The organism is Streptomyces sp. NPDC045778, from assembly GCF_056431945.1.
Map to the genome: position 1 here is coordinate 103,882 of NZ_JBWKJZ010000020.1, position 22,542 is coordinate 126,423.

General features: G+C 73.6%; 22 protein-coding genes. 12 read left to right on the forward strand and 10 right to left on the reverse strand.

Annotated elements, in window-relative coordinates:
- Positions 1–36: 36 nt before the first annotated feature.
- A complete protein-coding gene (locus AC07GB_RS24860; RefSeq protein WP_478848970.1) occupies positions 37–441 on the forward strand; it encodes an ectoine synthase in 405 nt (134 codons plus the stop codon).
- Positions 442–512: 71 nt separating this feature from the next.
- Complete coding sequence (gene thpD, locus AC07GB_RS24865; protein ID WP_478848972.1) at positions 513–1,412, forward strand: ectoine hydroxylase; 900 nt, start codon at positions 513–515, stop codon at positions 1,410–1,412.
- A gap of 67 nt (positions 1,413–1,479) precedes the next feature.
- On the opposite strand, the gene AC07GB_RS24870 is transcribed toward thpD, so the two are convergent.
- Positions 1,480–2,541, reverse strand: a complete 1,062-nt coding sequence (locus AC07GB_RS24870; protein WP_478848974.1) for an alkene reductase — start codon at positions 2,539–2,541, stop codon at positions 1,480–1,482.
- A gap of 193 nt (positions 2,542–2,734) precedes the next feature.
- On the opposite strand from AC07GB_RS24870, the gene AC07GB_RS24875 reads away from it, so the two are divergent.
- Entirely contained in the window at positions 2,735–3,238 is a 504-nt protein-coding gene (locus AC07GB_RS24875) for a MarR family winged helix-turn-helix transcriptional regulator (RefSeq protein ID WP_478848976.1), read from the forward strand.
- Here AC07GB_RS24875 and AC07GB_RS24880 read toward each other — a convergent pair.
- The 3 genes from AC07GB_RS24880 to AC07GB_RS24890 all read right to left on the reverse strand — a co-directional run bounded on the left by AC07GB_RS24880 (position 3,219) and on the right by AC07GB_RS24890 (position 5,681).
- A complete protein-coding gene (locus tag AC07GB_RS24880; protein ID WP_478848977.1) occupies positions 3,219–4,373 on the reverse strand; it encodes an aminotransferase class V-fold PLP-dependent enzyme in 1,155 nt (384 codons plus the stop codon). The two genes, AC07GB_RS24875 and AC07GB_RS24880, sit on opposite strands and share 20 nt — an antisense overlap.
- Before the next feature lie 96 nt (positions 4,374–4,469).
- The gene (locus AC07GB_RS24885; protein ID WP_478849098.1) at positions 4,470–5,216 is read right to left on the reverse strand and encodes a DsbA family oxidoreductase; all 747 of its coding nucleotides are present in this window, start codon (positions 5,214–5,216) and stop codon (positions 4,470–4,472) included.
- A 54-nt stretch (positions 5,217–5,270) separates the two neighbouring features.
- Entirely contained in the window at positions 5,271–5,681 is a 411-nt protein-coding gene (locus AC07GB_RS24890) for a winged helix-turn-helix transcriptional regulator (protein ID WP_478848979.1), read from the reverse strand.
- A 63-nt stretch (positions 5,682–5,744) separates the two neighbouring features.
- Between AC07GB_RS24890 and AC07GB_RS24895 the strand changes: the two genes are divergently transcribed.
- Positions 5,745–6,863, forward strand: coding sequence for a Gfo/Idh/MocA family protein (locus tag AC07GB_RS24895; RefSeq protein WP_478848981.1), 1,119 nt, complete (start codon positions 5,745–5,747; stop codon positions 6,861–6,863).
- A gap of 121 nt (positions 6,864–6,984) precedes the next feature.
- Here AC07GB_RS24895 and AC07GB_RS24900 read toward each other — a convergent pair whose 3' ends face one another.
- Together AC07GB_RS24900 and AC07GB_RS24905 are read right to left on the reverse strand one after the other, a co-directional pair.
- Positions 6,985–7,611: a DUF1349 domain-containing protein gene (locus AC07GB_RS24900; protein WP_478848983.1), complete on the reverse strand. Its 627-nt coding sequence runs from the start codon at positions 7,609–7,611 to the stop codon at positions 6,985–6,987.
- A gap of 4 nt (positions 7,612–7,615) precedes the next feature.
- Positions 7,616–9,145, reverse strand: a complete 1,530-nt coding sequence (locus AC07GB_RS24905; RefSeq protein ID WP_478848985.1) for an aldehyde dehydrogenase (NADP(+)) — start codon at positions 9,143–9,145, stop codon at positions 7,616–7,618.
- A gap of 166 nt (positions 9,146–9,311) precedes the next feature.
- Between AC07GB_RS24905 and AC07GB_RS24910 the strand changes: the two genes are divergently transcribed.
- The 5 genes from AC07GB_RS24910 to AC07GB_RS24930 all read left to right on the forward strand — a co-directional run bounded on the left by AC07GB_RS24910 (position 9,312) and on the right by AC07GB_RS24930 (position 14,672).
- Complete coding sequence (locus AC07GB_RS24910) at positions 9,312–10,085, forward strand: IclR family transcriptional regulator (RefSeq protein WP_478848987.1); 774 nt, start codon at positions 9,312–9,314, stop codon at positions 10,083–10,085.
- Positions 10,086–10,181: 96 nt separating this feature from the next.
- Positions 10,182–11,180 carry a hypothetical protein gene (locus AC07GB_RS24915; RefSeq protein WP_478848989.1) on the forward strand — a complete coding sequence of 333 codons (999 nt, stop codon included), beginning with the start codon at positions 10,182–10,184 and terminating at the stop codon, positions 11,178–11,180.
- Positions 11,177–12,451, forward strand: a complete 1,275-nt coding sequence (locus tag AC07GB_RS24920; protein WP_478848991.1) for a sensor histidine kinase — start codon at positions 11,177–11,179, stop codon at positions 12,449–12,451. Before AC07GB_RS24915 ends, AC07GB_RS24920 begins: the two co-directional genes overlap by 4 nt.
- Before the next feature lie 49 nt (positions 12,452–12,500).
- Entirely contained in the window at positions 12,501–13,160 is a 660-nt protein-coding gene (locus AC07GB_RS24925) for a response regulator transcription factor (protein ID WP_478849100.1), read from the forward strand.
- A gap of 63 nt (positions 13,161–13,223) precedes the next feature.
- Complete coding sequence (locus tag AC07GB_RS24930; RefSeq protein WP_478848993.1) at positions 13,224–14,672, forward strand: peptidoglycan D,D-transpeptidase FtsI family protein; 1,449 nt, start codon at positions 13,224–13,226, stop codon at positions 14,670–14,672.
- Positions 14,673–14,727: 55 nt separating this feature from the next.
- Here the strand turns inward: AC07GB_RS24930 and AC07GB_RS24935 are convergent, their stop codons facing one another.
- The 4 genes from AC07GB_RS24935 to AC07GB_RS24950 form a co-directional block, all read right to left on the reverse strand.
- Positions 14,728–15,366 carry a TIGR03086 family metal-binding protein gene (locus AC07GB_RS24935; RefSeq protein ID WP_478848995.1) on the reverse strand — a complete coding sequence of 213 codons (639 nt, stop codon included), beginning with the start codon at positions 15,364–15,366 and terminating at the stop codon, positions 14,728–14,730.
- A gap of 154 nt (positions 15,367–15,520) precedes the next feature.
- Complete coding sequence (locus AC07GB_RS24940; protein WP_478848997.1) at positions 15,521–16,912, reverse strand: S28 family serine protease; 1,392 nt, start codon at positions 16,910–16,912, stop codon at positions 15,521–15,523.
- 60 nt (positions 16,913–16,972) lie between these two features.
- Positions 16,973–18,139 carry a hypothetical protein gene (locus AC07GB_RS24945; RefSeq protein WP_478848999.1) on the reverse strand — a complete coding sequence of 389 codons (1,167 nt, stop codon included), beginning with the start codon at positions 18,137–18,139 and terminating at the stop codon, positions 16,973–16,975.
- Positions 18,136–19,098 carry a 5-dehydro-4-deoxyglucarate dehydratase gene (locus AC07GB_RS24950; protein ID WP_478849001.1) on the reverse strand — a complete coding sequence of 321 codons (963 nt, stop codon included), beginning with the start codon at positions 19,096–19,098 and terminating at the stop codon, positions 18,136–18,138. Before AC07GB_RS24950 ends, AC07GB_RS24945 begins: the two co-directional genes overlap by 4 nt.
- A 270-nt stretch (positions 19,099–19,368) precedes the next feature.
- On the opposite strand from AC07GB_RS24950, the gene AC07GB_RS24955 reads away from it, so the two are divergent.
- The 3 genes from AC07GB_RS24955 to AC07GB_RS24965 all read left to right on the forward strand — a co-directional run bounded on the left by AC07GB_RS24955 (position 19,369) and on the right by AC07GB_RS24965 (position 22,474).
- Positions 19,369–20,178, forward strand: a complete 810-nt coding sequence (locus tag AC07GB_RS24955) for an NAD-dependent epimerase/dehydratase family protein (protein WP_478849003.1) — start codon at positions 19,369–19,371, stop codon at positions 20,176–20,178.
- A gap of 101 nt (positions 20,179–20,279) precedes the next feature.
- Positions 20,280–21,491 carry an alpha/beta hydrolase family protein gene (locus AC07GB_RS24960; protein ID WP_478849005.1) on the forward strand — a complete coding sequence of 404 codons (1,212 nt, stop codon included), beginning with the start codon at positions 20,280–20,282 and terminating at the stop codon, positions 21,489–21,491.
- A 221-nt stretch (positions 21,492–21,712) separates the two neighbouring features.
- Positions 21,713–22,474, forward strand: a complete 762-nt coding sequence (locus AC07GB_RS24965) for a DeoR/GlpR family DNA-binding transcription regulator (protein ID WP_478849007.1) — start codon at positions 21,713–21,715, stop codon at positions 22,472–22,474.
- Positions 22,475–22,542: the final 68 nt, after the last annotated feature.

Genomic DNA, 22,542 nt, shown 5'->3' on the forward strand with positions numbered 1-22,542 from the left:
ACCGCGTACGACCAGCAAGAAAGGCAACGACTCACCGTGATCGTCCGCTCGTTCAAGGACATCGAAGGCACCGACCGGCACGTGAAGGCCGCGTCGGGCACCTGGGAGAGCAAGCGCATCGTGCTCGCCAAGGAGCGCGTCGGCTTCTCGCTGCACGAGACCATCCTGTACGCGGGTACGGAGACCGCCATGTGGTACGCGAACCATGTGGAGGCCGTGGTGTGCACCAAGGGCGAGGCGGAGCTCACCGACCACACCAACGGTGAGACGCACCGCATCACCCCCGGCACCATGTACCTCCTCGACGGGCACGAGAAGCACACGCTGCGCGTCAAGGAGGACTTCCACTGCCTGTGCGTCTTCAACCCGCCGGTGACGGGCCGCGAGGACCACGACGAGAACGGCGTCTACCCGCTGCTCACCGAGCCGGACCCCGAGTAGCAGAGAAAGGCCGGGGCAGAAGACCCCGGCATCCCCGTACGGGCCGCACGAGAGGAGAGGCAGGCACCACCATGACCACCGCACCCGAACGCACCGCCGATCTGTACCCGACCCGAGGCGCCCGGGAGGTGCTCGTCGAGCGCAAGGACCCCGTGGTGTGGTCCGCGCCGGGCACCCGCGGGCCGTTCACGGACGAGGATCTCGCGGGGTTCGACCGGGACGGTTTCCTGGCCGTCGAGCAGCTGATCACGCCCGAGGAGGTCGGCACGTACCACGCCGAGCTGGAACGGCTGGTCAACGACCCCGAGATGCGCGCGAACGAGCGCTCCATCGTCGAGCCGCGCTCCCAGGAGATCCGGTCCATCTTCGAGGTGCACAAGATCAGTGAGGTCTTCGCGCGCCTGGCCGCCGACCCGCGCGTGGCGGGGCGGGCCCGCCAGATCCTCGGCTCGGACGTGTACGTCCACCAGTCGCGGATCAACGTGAAGCCGGGCTTCGGGGCCTCCGGGTTCTACTGGCACTCGGACTTCGAGACCTGGCACGCGGAGGACGGCCTGCCGAACATGCGGACCGTCTCGGTGTCGATCGCGCTCACCCGGAACTACGACACCAACGGCGGGCTCATGATCATGCCGGGCTCGCACCGGACGTTCCTGGGCTGCGCGGGCGAGACGCCGAAGGACAACTACAAGAAGTCCCTCCAGATGCAGGACGCGGGCACGCCGTCGGACGAGGCGCTGACCGCGCTCGCGGCCGAGCACGGCATCAAGCTGTTCACCGGCGAGGCGGGCTCGGCGACCTGGTTCGACTGCAACGCCATGCACGGCTCGGGCGACAACATCACCCCGTATCCGCGCTCGAACGTCTTCATCGTGTTCAACAGCGTGGAGAACGAGGCGGTGGAGCCGTTCGCCGCCCCGGTCCGGCGGCCGGAGTTCATCGGCGCGCGGGACTTCACCCCGGTGAAGTGACCCCGCGCTCGTCCTGAGGAGGCCCGGCACCGTGCGGTGCCGGGCCTCCTCGCGCGGGCGCCGGGCGTCAGAGCGCCGGGTAGTCCGTGTAGCCCTTCGCGTCGCCGCCGTAGAACGTGGCACGGTCGGGCTCGTTGAACGGGCCGCCCGCCTTCAGGCGCGCCGGCAGGTCCGGGTTGGCGAGGAACAGCGAGCCGAAGGAGAGGAGGTCGGCCGTGCCGTCCTCGATGAGGCCCAGCTCGCCGGGGCCGGTCGGCCCCTCGGTGGCCGGGTTGAGGATGAACGGCCCGTCGAAGCCCTTGCGCAAGGCGGTGACCAGATCGCGGATCGGGCCGACCTCCATGACGTGCAGATAGGCGAGGCCGAGCGGGGCGAGCTGCCCGACGAGGCCGAGGTAGGTCTCGTCGGGGTCGGGCTCGTGGATGTCGTTGAGCGGGTTGCCGGGCGAGAGGCGGATGCCGGTGCGGGCCGCGCCGATCTCGGCGGCGACCGCCTTGGCGACCTCGACGGCGAAGCGGGCGCGGTTCTCCGGCGAGCCGCCCCATTCGTCGGTGCGCTGGTTGGAGCCCGGCGCGAGGAACTGGTGGATCAGATAGCCGTTGGCCCCGTGCAGCTCGACGCCGTCGAAGCCCGCCTCGATCGCGTTGCGCGCGGCGCTGACGAACTCGCCGATGGTGGCGCGCACCTCGTCGCCGGTCAGCTCGCGCGGCGTGACGTAGTCCTTGGGGCCCTCGTGCGTGTACACCTGGCCCGCGGCGGCTATCGGGGAGGGGCCGACCGGGACGAGGCCGTCGGGCAGGAGCACCGGGTGGCCGATGCGGCCGGTGTGCATGAGCTGGGCGAAGATCGTGCCGCCCGCGGCGTGCACGGCGTCGGTGACCTTGCGCCAGCCCTCGATCTGGGCCGCGCTGTGCAGACCGGGGGTGTCCGGGTAGCCCTGGCCGACCGCGGAGGGCTGGACGCCCTCGGTGATGAGGAGGCCGGCGGTGGCGCGCTGGGCGTAGTACTCGGCGTTGAGGTCCGTCGGCACTCCGCCCGCGGCGGCCCGGCTGCGGGTCATCGGGGCCAGCGCGATGCGGTTGGCGAGCGGGGTGCCGGCGAGGTCGATCGGGTCGAACGCGGTGGTCATGGCGGGCTCCAAGGCATGCGTGACAGGTCCTGACCCACCATTGTTGGTCGGCCAAGTAATTCAACCGAGAGCCACTGTAGCGCATTCATTGGCCGACCAAGGTAATCTCGTGGGAGACGTCGGGTACGCGGGGACGAGACGTCGAGGACATCGGCGAAACGGCCGACACCCCCCACCGACCAGGAGCTACGCCATGAAGACCGAAGCCGGGCGGGCCGAGCCCGCGTGTCCCTCCGCGGCCGCGGGCGGCCCCGTCAGCACCACCATCGCCCGGGTCGCGCGCCTGCACCGCATCGCCGCGGGCAAGCTCCTGAAGGACGCCGGGCTCTATCCCGGCCAGGAGCTGATGATGATGCACCTGTGGGAGTCCGGTGCCGTGCGCCAGTCGGAGCTGATCCGGATGGTCGACCTCGACCCGTCGACGGTCACGAAGATGCTCCAGCGCCTGGAGCAGGCCGGGCACGTCCGGCGCCGCCCCGACCCCGCCGACCGGCGCGCGGTGCTCGTCGAGGCCAGCGACGACAGCAGCGGCCTGATGCGCGCCGTGGAGCGGGCCTGGACCCAGCTGGAGCAGCACACGCTCGCGGGCCTCGACCCGGACGAGCGCGCCCAGCTGGGGCGACTGCTCTCCCGCGTCGAGACCAATCTGTGCGTGGAGACGGCCGACTGCCCGGAGGTCAGACGCCGAGGGCGGTAGGTCCGGCGCCGAGGGCGGTAGGTCCGGCGCCGAGGGCGGTAGGTCCGGCGCCGAGGGCGGCGAGGAGGCGGTCCACGTCCGCCTCCGTGTTGTAGAAGTGGAACGCGGCCCGCAGATGGCCCGCGCGGTCCGACACCTCGATGCCCGCCGCGCTCAACTGCGGCTGCCGCGCGCCGAGTCCCGGCACCGCCACGACGGGCGAGCCCGGCGCGGGCACCGGCTCGTGGCCGAGCGCGGCGAGCCCGGCGCGGAAGCGGTCCGCGAGGGCCAGGTCGTGCGCGCCGATCGCGGCGACGCCCAGCTCCTCGATCAGCTCCAGGGAGTGCCGGGCGCCCGCGTACGCGAGCAGGGCCGGGCTCTCGTCGAACCGGCGCGCGGAGTGGGCGAGTTCCTCGACGGGGCCGTAGCAGCTGTCCCAGGGGCGCTCCCCCGCGACCCAGCCCGCGAGCAGGGGGCGGAGCCCGCCGAAGCCGTCGGCCTCCTCCGGCACGACGAAGAAGGCGACGCCGCGCGGGCAGGTGAGCCACTTGAACCCGACGGAGGCCGTGAAGTCGGCCGTCGCGACGTGGTCGCCGAGGTCCATCCAGCCGGCGGCCTGCGAGGCGTCGAGGTAGAGGCGGGCGCCGTGGGCACGGGCCGCCGCGCGGAGCGCGTCGAGGTCCGCGATCCGGCCGTCGGCCGACTGCGTGACACTGACCGCGACCAGGTCCGTGCCCGGGCGGACCGAATCGGCGAGCCGCTCCAGGGGCACGGCGCGCACCTTCAGGTCCGCGCGCATGTGGAAGGGGTTCACCGTCGAGCTGAAGTCGCCGTCGGCGGTGAGGACTTCGGCGCTCTCCGGCAGCGAGGCGGCGACCAGGCCGCTGTAGACGGCCACCGAAGCGCCCGCCGCGACCCGGCTCACCGGCACGCCGACGAGCCGCGCGAAGACGGCGCGGGCCGCCTCCACGTCCGCGAACATGTCGGCGGGGCGGCCCTCCGCCACGGAGAGGGCCCCCTCGTGCATCGCGGCGACGGCGCGGGCCGGGAGCAGGCCGGTGCTCGCGCTGTTCAGATACGTGGTCCTGGGGGCGAAGGCGGAGTGCACGAGAGTCGGGTCGAGGCTCTGGCCGGTGCGCGGTCCGGTGGTCTCCATGAGATCACTGTGCCCCCTGACCGCGCCCCGGTCCATCACGGATGTCTGAGCGGTACCGGTAAGCGCCGCTAACCCATGAGCGCGGCCCCCGCGGGGTCAGGCCCCCGGCACCGCGCAGCCGTCCGGGCCGCAGGCCTGGGCTTCCTGGCCGCCGGTGGCGCCGCCGTCGCTGTCGCCGCCGAGCACCGTCAGGGGCGACCGGCTCCCCCAGGCCTGCTGAAGGGCCTGCTCGAAGACCTCGGCGGGCTGGGCGCCGGAGACGCCGTACTTGCGGTCGAGGACGAAGAACGGCACGCCGTTCGCGCCAAGCTCCGCGGCCTCGCGCTCGTCGGCGCGCACGTCGTCGGCGTAGGCGGCGGGGTCGGCGAGGACCGCGCGGGCCGCCTCGGGGTCGAGGCCCGCCTCTGCGGCGAGGGCGACGAGGCGCTCGTCGTCGTCGAAGACCGACTCCTCCTCGGCGAAGTTCGCCCGGTACAGGGCGGCGATCAGCGCGTCCTGCCGGTCGGCGCCCGCGGCCTTGGCGAAGTGCAGCAGGCGGTGCATGTCGAAGGTGTTGCCGTGGTCGCGGCCCTTCGTGCGGTATGTGAGGCCCTCCGCGCCCGCCTGCGCGCCGACGCCCTCCTCGGCCGCCTCGGCCTGCGCCCGGGACATGCCGTACTTGCGCTCCAGCATGGTGAGCACCTCGGTGGTGTCGCCCTTGGCGCGCTGCGGGTCGAGTTCGAAGGAGCGGTGCACCACCTCGACGTCCTCGCGGTGCGGGAAGCCCGCGAGCGCCCGCTCGAAGCGGGCCTTGCCCACATAGCACCAGGGGCAGGCGATGTCGCTCCAGATCTCGACGCGCATGTGCTGACTCATCTCCAGGTCGTACGATGCGGAGACAGCCTCCGCTCCTGGGGTTCAACCCCCGGCGGGCCCCGTCCATTCCTCGGACCGGGTGAAATGTGCCGCGTTCGCCCGGATCCAGGTGCGCAGGTGGGCCAGCGGCTCCAGGGCGCCTTGGCCGAGGGCGGTCAGCTCGTACTCGACGCGGGGTGGCACCTCGGCGTGGACCGTGCGCAGCACCAGGCCGTAGTCCTCCAGGCGGCGCAGCGTCCGGGTGAGGACCTTGGGGCTCACGCCCTCCAGCTTGCGGCGCAGCTCGCCGAAGCGGCGCGGCCCGTCGGCGAGCGCGGTGATGGCCAGGCCCGTCCACTTGTTGGCGAGCAGCTCGAAGATCTCCCGGCCGGGGCACAGCAGCCCGTAGATGTCGTGCCGGTACGCGGCGTCCTTCTGGGCTGCGGCTGCGGAAACACCGCTCTGACCTGTCATGGTTTCCAGAATATAGTTGGGGCCCTTGCGGGTGATCAGGGGTCCGTTCGTACGTTGCGGGGCATGAAGATCTCCCCGTACAGCCCCGTCAGGACCGGCATCGTCGGGCTCTCCGCCCGTGGCGGCTGGGCCTCGCAGTCGCACCTGCCCGCCCTGGCCCGCCTCGACGGCTACGAAGTCCTCGCGCTTGCCGCGTCGAGCCCCGAGTCCGCCCGCGCCGCCGGTGCGCGCTACGGCGTTCCGCGCGCGTACGGCAGCGCCCGCGAGCTGGTTCAGGACCCCGATGTCGACCTCGTCGTGGTCAGCGTGCGCGTGCCGCTGCACCGCGAGGTGATCCTGGCGGCGCTCGCGGCGGGCAAGGCCGTCCTGTCGGAGTGGCCGCTCGGCAACGGCCTCGCGGAGGCCGAGGAGCTGGCCGCCGCCGCGGCGGACGCGGGCGTGCGCACGTTCGCCGGGCTCCAGGCGCGCTCGGCGCCCGCCGTGCGGTACGTCCGCGACCTGGTCGCCGAGGGCTTCACCGGTGAGGTCCTGTCCACGAGCCTCGTCGCGTCGGGGCGCCGCTGGGGTCCCACCTTCGAGCCGGGCGCCGACTACCTCCTGGACCGGGACAACGGCGGCACGATGCTCACCATCCCCTTCGGCCACACCGTCGACGCTCTGGCCATGGTGCTCGGGGAGTTCACCGAGGTCTCAGCGACCACCGCGACCCGGCGCCCGGTCGTGCGCGAGGAGGGCTCGGGGCGCACCGCCGCCATGACGGCCGCCGATCAGGTCGCGGTCACCGGACGCCTCGCGTCCGGCGCGGTCGCCTCCGCGCACTTCCGGGGCGGGCTCACGCGCGGCACCAACTTCCACTGGGAGATCAACGGCACGGACGGCGACCTCGTGGTCACCGGCGACCACGGGCACCTCCAGCAGGCCCGCCTCACCGTGCGCGGCGCCCGGGGCGCGGAGAGCGCCCTGCGCGAACTGCCCGTGCCTGAGCGGTACTTCGGCGTACCCGCCCTGGACGCGCTGCGCGGCGAGGTGGCGTACAACGTCGGCGCACAGTACGCCGACGTCCTACGCGACCTGCGCGAGGGTTCCTCGTCGGTGCCGGACTTCACGCACGCGGCCCGGCGGCAGCGGCTGCTCGACGGGATCGAGCGGGCCTCCGCCACGGGTGGGCGCATTGCGCTGTGACCGGAGACCTGCGGGTCGTCTGTGGCTGAGCGCGCAGTTCCCCGCGCCCCTTCGGGGCGCCCTGCAAGGGGCGCGGGGAACTGCGCGGCCAGCCACGGGCGGCCCGCAGAGCACGGATCGCTCAAGAACCGTCCCTCAGGGCCTTCGGCCAGTTGGGGCGGAATTCGATGTGGTCGAAGGTCACCACGCAGCCCTCGCCCTGGGGCGACTGCGCGAGGAAGCCGACCAGCGCGGCGGACGCCGCGGCCGCGTCGCCGAGCTGGAAGATCCGGACGAACGTCCAGTGCGTGCCGTCGATCGACGCGTGGAACGCGAACGCCGCACCGGTGCGGCTGATCCGCAGCCACACGCTGGAGCCGTCCACGGTGAAGGCGTTGGCGTCGTCGGAGCGGCCGCGGGTGACGACGGTGCAGATCGTGGGCAGGTCCGGGGAGCGCTCGAAGCAGAGCTTGGCCCACTCCCGCTCGCCGGTGTGCAGATAGAGCACGCCCGCGTCGAAGGCGGCGGCGAAGCCGACCGTGACGCGGGCGATGAGCTGGAAGTCGCCCTCGGGCGCGCCCAGCAGCCGGGGCGCGTCGGACGCGGGGTCCAGGGCCTCGCCGGTCGGCGGCACGAAGCGGTCCTGGCGGGGGCCCGCCCAGCCGGTGAGGACTCCGTCCTCGTACCTCCAGTCGCCGTCGGGCCCGTACGGTCTGAGCGGGAAGGGCAGTTCGGGCAGGGCGAGGCTGCCGGTGTCCTTGGCGTTCATGCCGTCAGTGTTCCAGGCGGCCGTCGTAACGGCGCGGCAGACCCAGCGGATTGGCGTCGTGCAGCTCCGGCGGGAGGAGCGCCTGGGGGGTGTTCTGGTACACGACAGGGCGCAGCCAGCGCTCGATGGCGGTACCGCCGACGGACGTGGAGGTGCTGGTCGTCGCCGGGTAGGGGCCGCCGTGGTGCTGCGCGGGGGCCACGGCGACGCCGGTGGGCCAGCCGTTGACGAGGACGCGGCCCGCGAGCGGCGTCAGTTCGGCGAGCAGCGCGGTGCCACGGCCCTCGCCCGCGGCCTCGGCGGCCGAGAGCTGCACGGTCGCCGTGAGGTTGCCGGGGAGCCGGGCGAGCACGGCCGTGATCTCCTGCTCGGACGCGTAACGGGCGACGACGGTGACCGGGCCGAAGCACTCCTCCAGGAGCAGGTCGTGCGGGCCCTCGTCGGCCAGGCGCGCCGCGGGGACGGTGAGGAAGCCGGCCGTCACCGTGTGCGCGGTGACCGCGCCGGGCGGCACCGGCGCGGTCACGTCCGGGAGTCCGGCGCGCTCGGCGACCCCGGCGACGAAGGCGTCGCGCATGCGGTGGTCCAGGAGCACGCCGGGGCCGGTGTCGCCGACGGCTTCGGTGAGGGCCTTCACCAGGCGGTCGCCGTCCGCTCCCTCGGGGGCGAGGACGAGGCCCGGCTTCACGCAGAACTGGCCGACGCCGAGCGTCATCGAGCCCGCGAGGCCGGTGCCGATCTGCTCGGCGCGCTCGGCGGCCGCGGCCGCGGTGACGACGACCGGGTTGAGCGAGCCCAGCTCGCCGTGGAAGGGGATCGGCACCGGGCGCGCGGCCGCCGCGTCGAAGAGGGCGCGCCCGCCGCGCACCGAACCGGTGAACCCGGCGGCGGCGACCAGCGGATGCCGGATCAGTTCGAGGCCCGCGTCGAAGCCGTGCACCAGGCCGACGACGGCCTGCGGGATGCCGTGCGCGGCGGCCGCGCGGCGCAGCACGGACGCCACGAGTTCGGAGGTGGCGGGGTGGTCGGGGTGCGCCTTGACGACGACGGGGCAGCCCGCGGCGAGCGCGCTCGCGGTGTCGCCGCCGGGCACGGAGAACGCGAAGGGGAAGTTGGAGGCGGCGTAGACGGCGACGACACCCAGCGGGACCCGGTAGCGGCGCAGGTCGGGGGTGGGCGGCGTGGTGCTGTCGTCAGAGTGGTCGATGATCACGCCCAGGTAGGCGCCCTCGTCGAGGACGTCCGCGAAGGCGCGCAGCTGGAAGCGGGTGCGGGCCAGCTCGCCGCGGAGCCGGCCCTGGCCGAGCGCGGTCTCCGCGTCGGCGGCCTCCACCAGCGGGTCCTCGGCGCCTTCGAGGAGGCCCGCCGCGGTGCGCAGGAAGGCCGCGCGGGCCGCGCGGCCGGCGAGGGCGGCGCGCGCCGCGTGGGCAGCCGTGACGGCCCGGCCGACCTCCTCCGCCGTGGCTTCGACGGCGACCTGCTCGCGCCGCTTCCCGGTTCGGGGGTCGACGCTCCAGACTGGTGCTGCTGCCACCGGGGGTCCTCCAGGTTTCCCAGAAATCCGCGATCGACGTGCCGTGAGCCGCCGCTGTGTGCTGCCGCCCACCAAGGCCGTTCGATATACTGAACGCCGTCTCCCATGGTGAATCCAGCGGGGACAGTGGAGACTATTTCTCGTCGCACGTGAGGGGTCAAGGGCGATGGCGGCTGCTGAGACGGGCGGGGGCGCACAGGTCAAGTCCGCGGTGCGGACGGTGGAGTTGCTCGAGTTCTTCGCGGGCCGCCCCGGGATGCACTCCCTGGCCGACGTCCAAGAGGCGGTCGGCTACCCCAAGTCCAGCCTCTACATGCTCCTGCGCACGCTCGTCGACCTCGGCTGGATCGAGACGGACGCCACCGGCACGCGGTACGGCATCGGCGTACGGGCCCTGCTCGTCGGCACCTCGTACATCGACGGCGACGAGGTGGTCGCGGCGGCCCGGCCCACGCTCGACCGGCTCTCGGACGACACCACCGAGACGATCCACCTCGCGCGGCTCGACGGCACGAACGTGGTGTATCTGGCCACCCGTCAGTCCCAGCACTATCTGCGCCCGTTCACCCGCGTGGGCCGCCGCCTTCCCGCGCACTCCACCTCGCTCGGCAAGGCGCTCCTCGCCACCCACACCGACGAACAGGTGCGCAAGCTCCTGCCGGAGACCCTGCCGTCGCTGACGGAGAACACGATCACCGACAGGGAGCAGCTCATCGAGGAGCTGCGCACCGTCCGGGAACAGGGCTTCGCCGTGGACCGCGAGGAGAACACGCTGGGCCTTCGCTGCTTCGGCGTGGCGATCCCCTACCGCACGCCCGCCCGGGACGCGATCAGCTGCTCCGTGCCGGTGGCCCGGCTCACGCCCGCGCACGAGCAGATGGTCAAGGACGCCCTCTTCGACGCTCGCGACCGGCTCACCCTGGCCACGCGGCGGCTCTGACCTCCGCTTTTCCGGCGGCCTTCCTCCCCCGTACGGCGGAAGCGGTTCGTCGCCCGGCAGGAGGTGGCGCGGGCGGCCGCGCGGGAGCGTGGAGGCATGACCCAGCCCCTCGCCCCCACCCTCGCCCTCCCCGCCGCGGCGCCCAGCAGGGCCCGCCGCGCGCTGCGCACCGTCGCCGTCGTCTCCTGCCTGCCTTACCTCTCCCTGAAGGTGGCCTGGATCGCCGGGAGCCGCCTCGGCATCCCGGAGGGCAGCTCGCTCCTGGACCACCGCGGCGTCATGGTCGTCGCCAACACCCTGACCGTGCTCATGGACGCGGCCGTGATCGTCCTCGCCCTGCTGCTCACCCGGCCCTGGGGGCGCCGCGTCCCGGCGTGGCTGCTCGCCCTGCCGATGTGGGCGGCCACCGGGCTGCTCACGCCGATCATGGCCGGGTTCCCCGCGCAGCTCGCGGTGCGGGCGCTCGGCGGCTCGGTGAACAGCGCCGAGGACACCGGCCGCGAGCCGTTCCTCGACGAGTGGGTCTTCGGGGTGGTGTACGGGGGCTTCATCCTCCAAGGCCTCAGCCTGGGCCTGCTGTTCGCGCTGTACGCGCGCGACCGGTGGGGCCACGTGTGGCGCGGCCGGGTGGCGGGGCTCGCGGCCCCCGGGCGGGCCGCGCGGCTGTACGCGCTCGCCGCGGCCGTCCTCGCGCTGTACCCGGCCGTCCTGCGCCTGCTGTGGGCGGGCGGCTCGACGCTCGGCCTCGACGAGGCCCGGGCCGCGGAGCGCACCGGTGACTTCTACGTCCTCCAGGCCCTGGAGGTCTGCTTCCTCGCGGCGGCCGTCGCGGGCGCCCTGGCCCTCGCCTTCCGGTGGGGCCGCGCGCTGCCGGTGCGGGTGCCGCTGGCCCTGGCCTGGCTGGGGTCGGGGTCGGTGGCGTGCTGGGGCGCCTGGATGTTCCTCGTCTCGCTGGGGCCCGTGGACGACGTGACCGAGCAGCCGACGGCGGCGATGTTCCTGTCCTACGCTGTGCAGATGATCATCGGAACGCTCGTGGCCGTCGTCGGCACGCGCCTGCTCAAGGAGCGCGCGGCCGGCGGTGGGGCCGCGTGAGACGCGTCGCCTCCGCCCTGTTCGGGCGGCGGGCGCGGCGGCGGTGGATCCATCTGGTCCTCGGCGGCGCGGTCGCCATGCCGTACGTCTTCGTGGGCTCGATCCTCTCCGGCCCGCTGCTCGGGGACGACCGGTTCTTCGGCTCGCTCTCGGCCCAACTCCTCGCGTTCGCCTTCGGTTTGCCGCTGGCCGCGATCACCGCGCTGTTCCCGCTGACCCGGCCGATGTCGGTGGCGGCGGTGCGCGCGCTGTGCGGGGTGCCGGACGAGGCACTGGCCGACGGGCCGCCGCGCACGCGCCAGGAGCGCGGGCGCACGGCCTTGTGGTTCACGCTGCACCTCGGGTTCGGCGGGGTCATCAGCGGAATGACGCTCGGGCTCGTGCCGTTCGCGTCGTTCCAGCTCGTGCTGCCGCTCGCCGTGGGCCTTGGGGACTCCTGGCTCGGTCTCCCCGACGGCCTCCGCGGCCCCTGGACGCTGGTCCTCGCGCCGGTCTCGGGCGCCCTGTCCCTCCTGGCGCTCGCCGGGTGCGCGGCGGCGAGCGGCGGACTGCTCGCGCGGTGGGCGCCCCTGCTGCTCGGGCCCACGCCCGCCGACAAGCTCGCCGCCGCCGAGCAGCGCGCCGCCGACCTCGCCGTGCGCAACCGCCTCGCCCGCGAGCTGCACGACTCCGTGGGCCACGCGCTGAGCGCGGTCACGCTCCAGGCGAGCGCCGCCCGCCGCGTCCTCGACCACGACCCGGAGTTCGTCCGCGAGGCGCTCGCCGCCATCGAGGACACCACCCGGCGCACCGTCGGTGAGCTGGACGCGGTCCTCGGCGTCCTGCGCGAGGGTGACCAGCGGGCGTCGACGGCGCCCGCGCCCACGCTCGCCGCGGACCTGGACGGCCTGCTGCGCCGCACCCGCGCGGGCGGCCTGCGGGTGAAGGCCGCCGTCGACCTCGGCCCCGGAGGCGCCGACGCGCTGCCGCCGATGGTGTCCCGGGAGGCGTACCGCATCGTGCAGGAATCCCTCAGCAACGCCCTCAAGCACGGGGGCGCCGGCACCGCCGTGACGCTGCGCATCGCGCGCGACGACACCGGCCTCGACCTGACCGCGGAGAACCCGCTCCCGTCGGCGCCGCCGGCCACCGCGGCCGACCGGGCGGGTGGCGGCCACGGCCTGCGCGGCATCGCCGACCGGGCCCGGCTGCTCGGCGGCACCACCGAGTCCGGCCCCAAGGCCGGGGTGTGGCGGCTGCGCGTACGCCTGCCGCTCCCACCGCCCGCGTGACCGATTCGCCCCACCCTCTGCCCGCGTGACCGACCTGGAGGCCCCGTCCATGACCGACACCCCGCTGCGTATCGTGCTCGCCGACGACGAGCGCATGGTGCGCACCGCGCTGCGCGTCATCCTCACCGCCGAGCCCGATCTGGAGGTCGTGGGCGAGGCGGCGACCGGCGCCGAGGCGGTGGCCGTCGTGCGGGAGCTGCGGCCCGACGTGGTCCTGATGGATGTGCGCATGCCGGAGGTCGACGGCATCCGCGCCACCGAGCAGATCCTGCGGACGATGGCGGAGCCGCCGCGCGTCGTGGTCGTCACCACCTTCGAGAACGACGCGTACGTGTACGAGGCGCTGCGCGCCGGAGCGTCCGGCTTCCTGCTCAAGCGGGCCGACGCGGACGCGCTGGTGCAGGCGGTGCGCCTGGTCGCGCGCAGCGACTCGCTGCTGTTCCCCGCGGCCGTGCGCGCCCTGGCCGCCGAGCACGCGCGGGCCACGACCGCGCAGGCCCCCTGGGTGGCCCGGCTCACCGGGCGGGAGCGCGAGGTCCTGAAGCTGATGGCGGCCGGGCTCACCAACGCCGAGATCGCCGGGCGCATGGAGGTGGGCCCGGCGACGGTGAAGACGCACGTGGCGGCGGTCCTCGCGAAGACGGGCGCGCGGGACCGCACCCAGGCCGTGATCGCGGCGTACGAGGCAGGCTTCATGAAGAACACCTGAGAAACAGGACACATCAGCGCAAGACGGGAACGCCACGGCCCCCGGTGCTCGTCCTTGTCAGGGATGAACAAGACGATCAGGCACACCGCCGTCTTCACGCTGCTCCTGGTGTTCGCGCTGCTTGTGCGGGCCACCTGGGTGCAGTTCCACGACTCGAAGGCGCTCGCGGAGGACAAGCTGAACCGGCGGAACGCGATCAAGACGTACGCGTACCCGCTCGGCGACATCATCGTGGCCGGTGAGTCCGTCACCGGCTCGAAGCGCACGTCGGGCGGCGACCTGGCGTACAAGCGCACGTACAAGAACGGACCGCTGTACGCGTCCGTCACCGGCTACAGCTCGCAGGTGTACGGCGCCACGCAGCTGGAAGGCATCTACAAGGACCTCCTGGACGGCAGCGACAACCGGCTGAAGAACCCGCTCGACACGCTCACCAACAAGCGTGCCGACCCCGGTGACGTCGTGACCACCATCGACCCGGCCGTCCAGAAGGCCGGGTACAAGGCGCTCGGCGGCAAGAAGGGCGCCGCCGTCGCCATCGACCCCAAGAGCGGCAAGATCCTCGGGATGGTCTCCACGCCGTCCTACGACCCGTCGAAGATCAGCAGCTCCGTCGACTCCGAGGAGTGGAAGGCGCTCACCGGCGACGAGGACAAGCCGATGGTGAACCGCGCGCTGCGGCAGCCGCTGCCGCCCGGCTCCACCTTCAAGCTGGTGGTCGCGGCGGCCGCCCTGGAGGACGGTCTGTACGACTCGGTGGACCAGAGGACCGACAGCCCCGACCCGTGGACGCTGCCCGGCACGCGCACGTCCATCCCGAACGAGGTCAAGTCCGCCCCCTGTGAGAACGCCTCGCTGCGCACCGCGCTCCAGTGGTCGTGCAACAACGTCTTCACCAAGCTCGCCGTCGACCTCGGCCAGGACAAGCTGCGGGCGCAGGCGGAGAAGTTCGGCTTCAACGCGGACAAGCTGGACGTGCCGGTGCGCGCGGGCGTCAGCCTGTACCCGAAGGACATGGACAAGGCGAGCACCGGCCTCACCGGCATCGGCCAGTTCGACGTGACCGCGACGCCGCTCCAGATGGCCATGGTGTCGGCCGCGATCGCCAACGGCGGGGAGCTGAGGTCCCCGCACATGGTCTCCAAGACCACGGACTCCGACGGCGACGTCCTGAAGAACTACGACGAGGACGCGGGCTCCGAGCGCGTCGTCAGCGAGTCCACCGCCGAACAGCTCCAATCCGCGATGCAGTCGGTCGTCGAGAAGGGCACGGCGACGAACGCGCGCATCAGCGGGGCGACCGTGGGCGGCAAGACCGGCACGGCCCAGCACGGCGAGAACAACAGCAAGACGCCGTATGCCTGGTTCACGTCCTACGCCAAGGGGTCCGACGGCAAGGAGGTCGCCGTCGCGGTCATCGTGGAGTCCTCGGACGCGGCCCGCTCCGAGGTCAGCGGCAACGGCCTGGCGGCCCCCATCGCCACGGCCATGATGCGCGCCGCGCTGCGCTGAGCGGAGCACGGCGCCGGAGCCGACGCGACGGGGCCGCCCCCGGGGGCACGCTCCGCTACGGGCGCCAGAGCGGGTCCCGGCCGCTGAGCGCGACGACGCGGTCCAGGAGGGAGGCCTCCGGCGGGACGGGCACCGGCGGTCCGAAGAGCGTGCCGCGCGCCGCCGGGTCCTCCGTCTCGGCGGCGGCCAGCAGCTCGTGGGAGACGCCGACGCTCGCCGCGTCCGGCGCGTACGCCTGGCCCGTGGCCCGGGCCAGGTCCCAGCCGTGCACGACCAGCTCGTTGAGGGCGACGACCCCGGCCACCTCGCCGGGCAGGTCCACGCCGCCCGCCCGGGTCCGCCCGGTCCACGCGGCGGAGTCGCGCCACACCTCCGCCAGCTCGGCGAGGCGGCGCGGCAGCTCGTTGCGCCAGTCGGCGTCGAGGTCGGGCAGCGTGCTCGACGGGTCGGTGTCGGCGCGCGCCCCGAGGTCCTTGCGCGCGGCGTCGGTGAACGCGGCGGCGAGCCCGGCGAGGTGGCCGAGCAGATGGCGCACGGCGTAGTCGGGGCAGGGTGTGCGCCCGTCCAGCTGGTCGTCGGTCACGCCCGCGGCGAGGCTCGCCACGAGGCGTGCCTGCGGCCTGAGGTCCGGCAGCTCGTGCGGCCGCGCCGCGGGGTCCACCGTGTCCGGTGTGGGGTTCGTGATCTCCGGCATGGCCGTCTCCTTCAGGTCGTCGCGCGCCCCGGCGGGCCCTCTTCTGACCTGACTGCCCCGGCCGCCGGAATTCATCGCCGCCGGTTCGGGGCAGGCGCCCCGACGCGCCCCCGTGGGGGCGCGGCCGCGCCCGGCCGCGCCCCCACGGGCGTGCTCACTTCACGTTCGCCCAGCGCTTGATCGTCGCGATGACCCGGGACTGCTGCGGCTCGGGCAGCTTCGCGATGGACGCGCCGTGGTTGGCGCCCGGCACCTCGTAGCGGTACGAGTCGCGGTGGCTCGGGGTGAACTTCTCCGCGCTCCACGGGTCGTTCTCGCCGTAGATGAACATCATCCGCTGGCCCCGGGTCTTCACCCAGCGGTCGACGTCGGCGATGGTCGCGTTGTCGTACGAGCCCCGCATGGCGGCGGGCAGGACCGAGTTCGGCTGGTAGATGTCCGGGTGGTGGCGCACGCCCTTGAGGTGCTTGAACTTCAGGTCGGCCCAGCCGAGCTGGGTGGCGGCCTGGCGGTAGTAGGGGCCGGAGCTGTTCACGCCGAGGTCCTCGTCGTAGTAGACGCTCAGGCCGTGCCCCTTGGACCAGGAGTACAGCTCGTCGTCCGTGGCCTTCTTGGCGTCGGGGACGGTGGCGCAGTTGTCGACGCTGCCCGACTGCCAGAAGTTCCAGACCTGGTCGAGGACCGCGAACTCATAGGCCCGGTCGGTGGTGCCGAGCGTCTCCTCGAAGGTCTGGCCGTTCGCCTCGGCGTCCGCCTCGAACTTGGGCAGGAGCGTGTCACGGCGGACGAGCATCTCGCGCTGCACGGCGTTCAGGGCGGCGCGGCACTCCTTGGTGCCGACAGTCCGGAAGAAGCGCTCGTAGCCGGAGTCGTCCCGGTTGTTCTTGTCGTTGGGCGCGACGAACGCGACCACGGCGTCCAGGTCCTCGGGGTAGAAGCGCTCGTGGTACGTGGCCGTCATGCCGCCCTTGCTGGCGCCGGTGCCGATCCACTTGCCCTTCTCGATGCCGCGCAGGGCCTGGGTGACGCGGTGCTCGTCGGCCGCCTCCTGCTGGACGGTCATCTTCGTCCAGTCGTCGCCCGCCGCGCCCTGGGGGCGGGACTGGAGGAAGTAGCGGTGTTCGAGGCTGACCTGGTTGGCGTCCAGGAGCTTGGTGACGGCGGTGGTGCCGGACCCGATGCCGTAGCCGGTGGTGTACAGGACGGTCGGCCGGTCCGTGGACTTGTGCCACAGCGTCAGGCGCTGGGTGAAGGCGGCCTTGTGCGGCCGCTTGTGGTCCACCGGCTGACGGTACGTCAGGGAGTAGAAGGGGTAGCCCTCCCGGTCCGTCACGGAGGTGACCGTCATCCCCGGTATCTTCTCCAGGCGTTCGCGGATGTCCTCCGCGGCGACTCTCGCCGTGGTTCCCGCGGTCCCCGTGGTCCCCGAGGCGGCCCGTGCCTGCGTCTCCCCGTCCCGCGCGGTCGCCGTCCCCGCCGTGGCGAGCACGGCGGCGCCCGCCGTGAGTCCTGCGCAGAGCAGCGCGGATATCCCCTTGTTGCGCACGTTGTCTCCCCTGTTCCCCGCCCACGTGAGCGATGTGTGGTGCGCGGATCGTAACGGCTGTCAGGTGAGCCGCGACAGGGCTTTCCGTACGTGCGCGAGGTCCTCGTCGGAGGCCAGACCCGCGTGGTAGAGGCGCAGTTCGGTGGCGCCGAGCGCCGCCGCGCGCCGGGCGTCGGCGGCGAGCGTGGCGGGGCTGCCGCCCAGGCCCGCGACCACCGTGAGGTTGGCGGCGAGGACGGTGTGCTCGCGCGCGTGGGCGGCGAAGGGCGCGAGCGGCTCGGCGCCGCCGGCGCAGGGCACGACCACGCCGTCGGCGACGGACAGGACGTGCTGCGGATCCACCCCGGCGTTGGCGCCGCAGCGGTACGTCACCGGGTCCGCGTGCAGCAGCACGGGGAAGCCGTCGGGCGCCTCCGCGCGCACGGCCCCGACCGCCGCCTCCTGGAAGGTGCGGGCGCTGTGCTCGCGCCACGCGCGCGTGGCAGCCGCCGCTTCGGCGCCCAACAGCCGCTCCACGCCCGCCCAGCCGGGGTCCGGAGCGGCGCCGCGCCACACCGGCTCCAGGCCGCGGCGCACGGTGGCGGCGAGCCGGTCGGCGTCCTGGCCGTGCTCGCCGTACCCGGCGCGGCAGGTGGGGCAGAAGCACAACGACATCGCGTACTCGCCCGCCTCGCCGAGCCGCACCCCGGCGACCTTGTCGTGGGCGTGCAGGTGCGCGAAGCCGTACCAGCCGCACGACTCCAGTTCGGCCCCGGCCGCGCCCGGGCGGACGGCGGCCTCGGCGGCGAGGTCGACGAGGTAGGCGCGGTTGGCGGGCCGCGCTACGCAGGGCGCCCAGGGGTAGCGGTCGCCGTAGGCGTTGACCACGCTGGTGTCCGGGTGCTCGGCGCCCAGGCGGGAGTTGTGGGCGAGCACCACCCAGGCGTGCACGTCGAGCCCGGCGGCCGTCAGGGCCTCGGCGGCCTCCGCGTAGGCGTCGCCCGGCGCCCAGTCCCCGGCGGAGTACGGCCGCGGCACCCGGCCCCGCCAGCGCTCGCCCGGCGGGTACAGGACGGCGGAGTGTACGGCGGTGACGACGCGGTGGCGCGGGTGGCGCGGGGTGAGGGCCCGGGTGGAGTGGTAGGCGGCGGCGAGGGTCACCTGGCGCACGCCGAGCGCGGCGACGCGGTCGGCGGCTTCGGGGTCGCCGACCACGTCCCAGGGGTAGAGGAAGGCGGCGGCCCTCACGCCCCGGCCTCCGCCACCAGGGCCCGGCCGCGCTCGATGAGTTCGGCGAGGCGTTTGACGTGGTCGTCGGCCGGCTCGTGCAGCGGCGGGCGCACCCCGCCGACGTCGAGGCCGCCGAGCCGCACGCCCGCCTTGACCAGTGAGACCGCGTACCCCCCGCCCTGCGCGCGCAGTTCCGCGAAGGGACGGTAGAAGCCGTCGACCAGGCGGGCCGCCGTCAGGTCGTCACCGCTGTTCAGGGCCCGGTGGAAGGCGAGCGCGAGGTCGGGCAGGAAGCAGAACACGGCCGACGAGTACAGGCTCACGCCGATGCCCCGGTACGCGGGTCCTGTCAGCTCGGCGGTGGGCAGGCCGTTGAAGTACAGGAAGTCCTTCAGGCCTTCGGTGCGTACGGCGCTGACGATCCGCTGCATCAGGTCGAGGTCGCCCAGGCCGTCCTTGAAGCCGATGACGCCGTCGGTGCGGGCGAGCCCGAGGACCGTGCCGGGCGTGAAGACGGCGTTGTCGCGCTGGTAGACGATGACGTCGAGGGAGGTCGCCGCGGCCAGTTCGGCGTAGTGCCGCAGCAGGCCCTCCTGGCCCGCGACGACCAGGTAGGGCGGCAGCGCGAGCAGTCCGTCGGCGCCCGCGTCCTCGGCGAGGCGCGCGTACCGCGCGGCGAGCGCGGTGCCGTAGCCGGTGCCCGCGACGACCGGGACGCGGCCCGCGGTCTCCGCGACGGCGGCGGCGACGCACTCCTGGAACTCCTCGGGCGTCAGGGCGTGGAACTCGCCCGTGCCGCAGCAGACGAAGACCGCCGCGGCGCCCGCCCCGACGCCCTGGCCCACGTGCGCGCGCAACACGTCGACGTCGACGGCTCCACCGGGCCCGAAGGGCGTGACGGGGAAGAACAGTGGCCCGCTGGGAACGCGGAGCCGGGAGGCGAGGGATCCTGACCGACCTGACCTGCCTGACGTCACGGGCGCTCCCTAAGCGTGCACGTTTCTGATTCAAGTCCATGTCCCTGAACGCGCCCACGCTAGGGCGGCTCCGTACGCGGGTCAAGCGCGCGCACGCGCGAGGCAGGAACAGATCGGCCGCCTCCGTGACCGCCCCCGCGCCCCCTTGACTCCATCCGGCGCCGCTCTCTAGCGTGTCCACGGATGTGAATCCTGGACACAAGCGCGTACGTACGCCCTGTTGCCCGGCTCGCCGCCCCATCCCCGTCACGCCCCCGAGGAGACCGCCGCATGCCCGCTCCCCGCACCGTCCTGCTGACCGGAGCCGCCGGCGGTATCGGCACCCTGATGCGCGGCCTGCTGCCCGCGTACGGCTACGAGCTGCGCCTGCTCGACCTGCGCCCCGTCGAGGGCGAACCCGGCGCGCTCACCGTGGACCTCACCGACAGGGCGGCGCTGCGCGAGGCCGTGCGCGGCGTGGACGCGGTGCTCCACCTCGCGGGCATCTCCCTGGAGTCCACCTTCGAGAAGGTTCTCAAGGCCAACGTCGAAGGCACGTACCACCTGTACGAGGCCGTGCGCGAGGAGGGCGTGCCCCGCGTCGTGTTCGCCTCCTCCAACCACGCGGTGGGCTTCACCCCGCGCCCCGTCGGCGCCGATCCGCTGATCCCCGTCGACACGCCGCGCCGCCCCGACACGTACTACGGCCTGTCGAAGTCCTTCGGCGAGGACCTGGCCCAGTTCTACTGGGACAAGCACGGCGTGCAGACGGTGTCCGTGCGCATCGGCGCCTGCTTCGCCGAGCCCGCCGACGTACGGATGCTGTCGGTGTGGATGTCGCCCGACGACGGGGCGCGCCTCTTCCACGCCGCGCTGACCGCGCCGGACGTCGGCCACACCGTGGTGTACGGCTCGTCCGCCAACACCCGGCTGTGGTGGGACCTCGGGCCCGCGCGGGCCCTCGGCTACGAACCCCGGGACGACTCCGAGCGGTTCGCGGAGAAGCTCGTCGCCGAGCAGGGGGAACTGGACCCCGCCGACCCCGACCACGCGCACCTCGGCGGGCGCTTCTGCACGAACCCGCCAGTGTGGCCGTATTGAGCCTCATCCCTGGAGGGGACCTCGCCCTCAGACCGGGGTCGCGCCCGGGTCAGACCGTCGGCTGACGTGCGCGAACAGCCGCCCGCCTAACCTGACTTGACATGACAACCACCCGGAAGCCCGTGCGCGGCCGTGCCGTCACGACCGTGCTCGCCCTGGCCCTCGCCCTGCCGTTCGCGGCGGCGTCGGGAGCGCTCGCGGCGCCGCGGACCGCCGATCGCCCCACCACCGCCGACGCGCCCGTCACCCGGCCCGAACTCCCGCGCCCCACCGGCGAGTACGCCGTGGGCCGCGACACCCTGCACCTCGTCGACAAGAGCCGCAAGGACCTGTGGGTGCCGCGGGAGCCGCGCGAACTGATGGCGTCGATGTATTACCCGGCGAGAGCGGCGGGCGGGCACGCCACCGCGTACACCTCCCTCAAGTCCGCCCGCGCCCTGCTCACGTACTTCAAGCTGGACGTCTCGCCCGCCGCCTACAGCTCGACGCGCACCTACGCCCGCACCGGGGCGCCCGCCGCGCCCGGCAAGTTCCCGCTCGTGCTCCTCTCGCCCGGGTTCACCGCGCCGCGCTCGACCCTGACCCACCTCGCCGAGGACCTGGCCAGCCGCGGCTACGTCGTGGCGGCCATCGACCACGCCCACGAGGCGGCCGGCGCGGAGTTCGAGGGCGGGCGCATGCCGACGTGCCTGGGCTGCGACCCGGACTCCACCGTTCCCGGGCCGCGCATCACCGCGAACCGGGCCGAGGACCTGTCGTTCGTCCTGGACCGCCTCGTCGGCGGCACGTCCGGCAAGCCGGCCACCGGCGCCACGCCCGGCAAGGCGGCCTGGCGGCACGCGAAGATGATCGACGCCAAGAGGATCGGCTCGGGCGGCCACTCCATCGGCGGCGCCGCCACCCTCGCCCTGATGAACACCGACCGCCGGGTGCGGGCGGGCATGAACATGGACGGCGGCATCCAGATCAAGCCCGAAGGCCTGCGCGGCCGCCCCTTCCTGATGCTCGGCACCCAGCGGACCACCCAGCCGGACGACCCCTACGGCTGGGGCGGCGCCTGGCCCCTCATGGACGGCTGGAAGCGCTGGCTCGCGGTCGCCGGGTCCGGGCACTTCACGTTCACCGACGCCCCGGTCGTGTTCCAGCAGCTCGGCGTGGACGACCCCGAGGCGCCGATCTCCGGCAAGCGCTCCGCGGAGATCACCCGCGCCTACATCGGCGCCTTCTACGACCAGCACCTGCGCGGCATCGAGCGGCCCCTCCTGGACGGCCCGACCCCCGGCAACCCGGAGGTGACGTTCCACCAGCCCTGATCCGAGCGTCCGGTGCGGGCGGCAAACGGGCGCCGTCCGCACCGCGAACGGACCCGCACGCGGCCCGCACCCCAGGCCAGGGCCACGCCGCGCGGGCACATCCGGGCATCATCAAGTCCGCTTTCCGCCTGTTCAGGCCCCTGATCGCCCCTGTAGAAACAACCCCATGGGCCCCAACGGGTGGCCGGATCGAGCCAGGGCGAACCGAAGGGGCAACCACCATGACGGCGGAGGAGCGACAGCGGCAGATCGTCCGCGCGGCCCGCCGCTCGGGGTCCGTCGACGTCAGCGCGCTCGCCGTCGAGCTGGGCGTCGCGAAGGAGACCGTACGCCGCGACCTGCGCGCCCTGGAGGACCACGGCCTCGTCCGGCGCACCCACGGCGGCGCCTACCCGGTGGAAAGCTCGGGCTTCGAGACCACCCTCGCCTTCCGTACGACCATGCACGTACCGGAGAAGCGGCGGGTGGCGGCCGCCGCGGCCGCGCTGCTCGGCGACGCCGAGACCGTGTTCGTCGACGAGGGCTTCACCCCGCAGCTCATCGCCGAGGCCCTGCCGAAGAACCGCGAGCTGACCGTGATCACCGCGTCCCTCGCCACGGCGGGCGCCCTCGCCGCCGCCGACCACGTCACCGTGCTGCTCCTCGGCGGCCGGGTCCGCTCCGGGACCCTCGCGACCGTCGACCACTGGACCACCCGCATGCTGGCGGGCTTCGTCATCGACCTCGCCTTCATCGGCGCCAACGGCATCTCCCGCGAGCACGGGCTCACCACCCCCGACCCCGCGGTCAGCGAGGTGAAGGCGCAGGCGATGCGGGCGTCACGGCGCGTCGTGTTCACCGGTGTCCACACCAAGTTCGGGGCGGCGAGCTTCTGCCGGTTCGCGTCCGTCGGCGACCTGGAGGCCATCGTCACGAGCACCCGCCTGCCCGCGTCCGAGGCCCACCGCTACGCGCTCCTCGGCCCGCAGGTCATCCGCGCCTGAGCACCCCCCACTCCCCTCCGGGGTCCCGCACGCCCCGCTGCGCCCCCTATGCCCCTCTTTATCCCAGG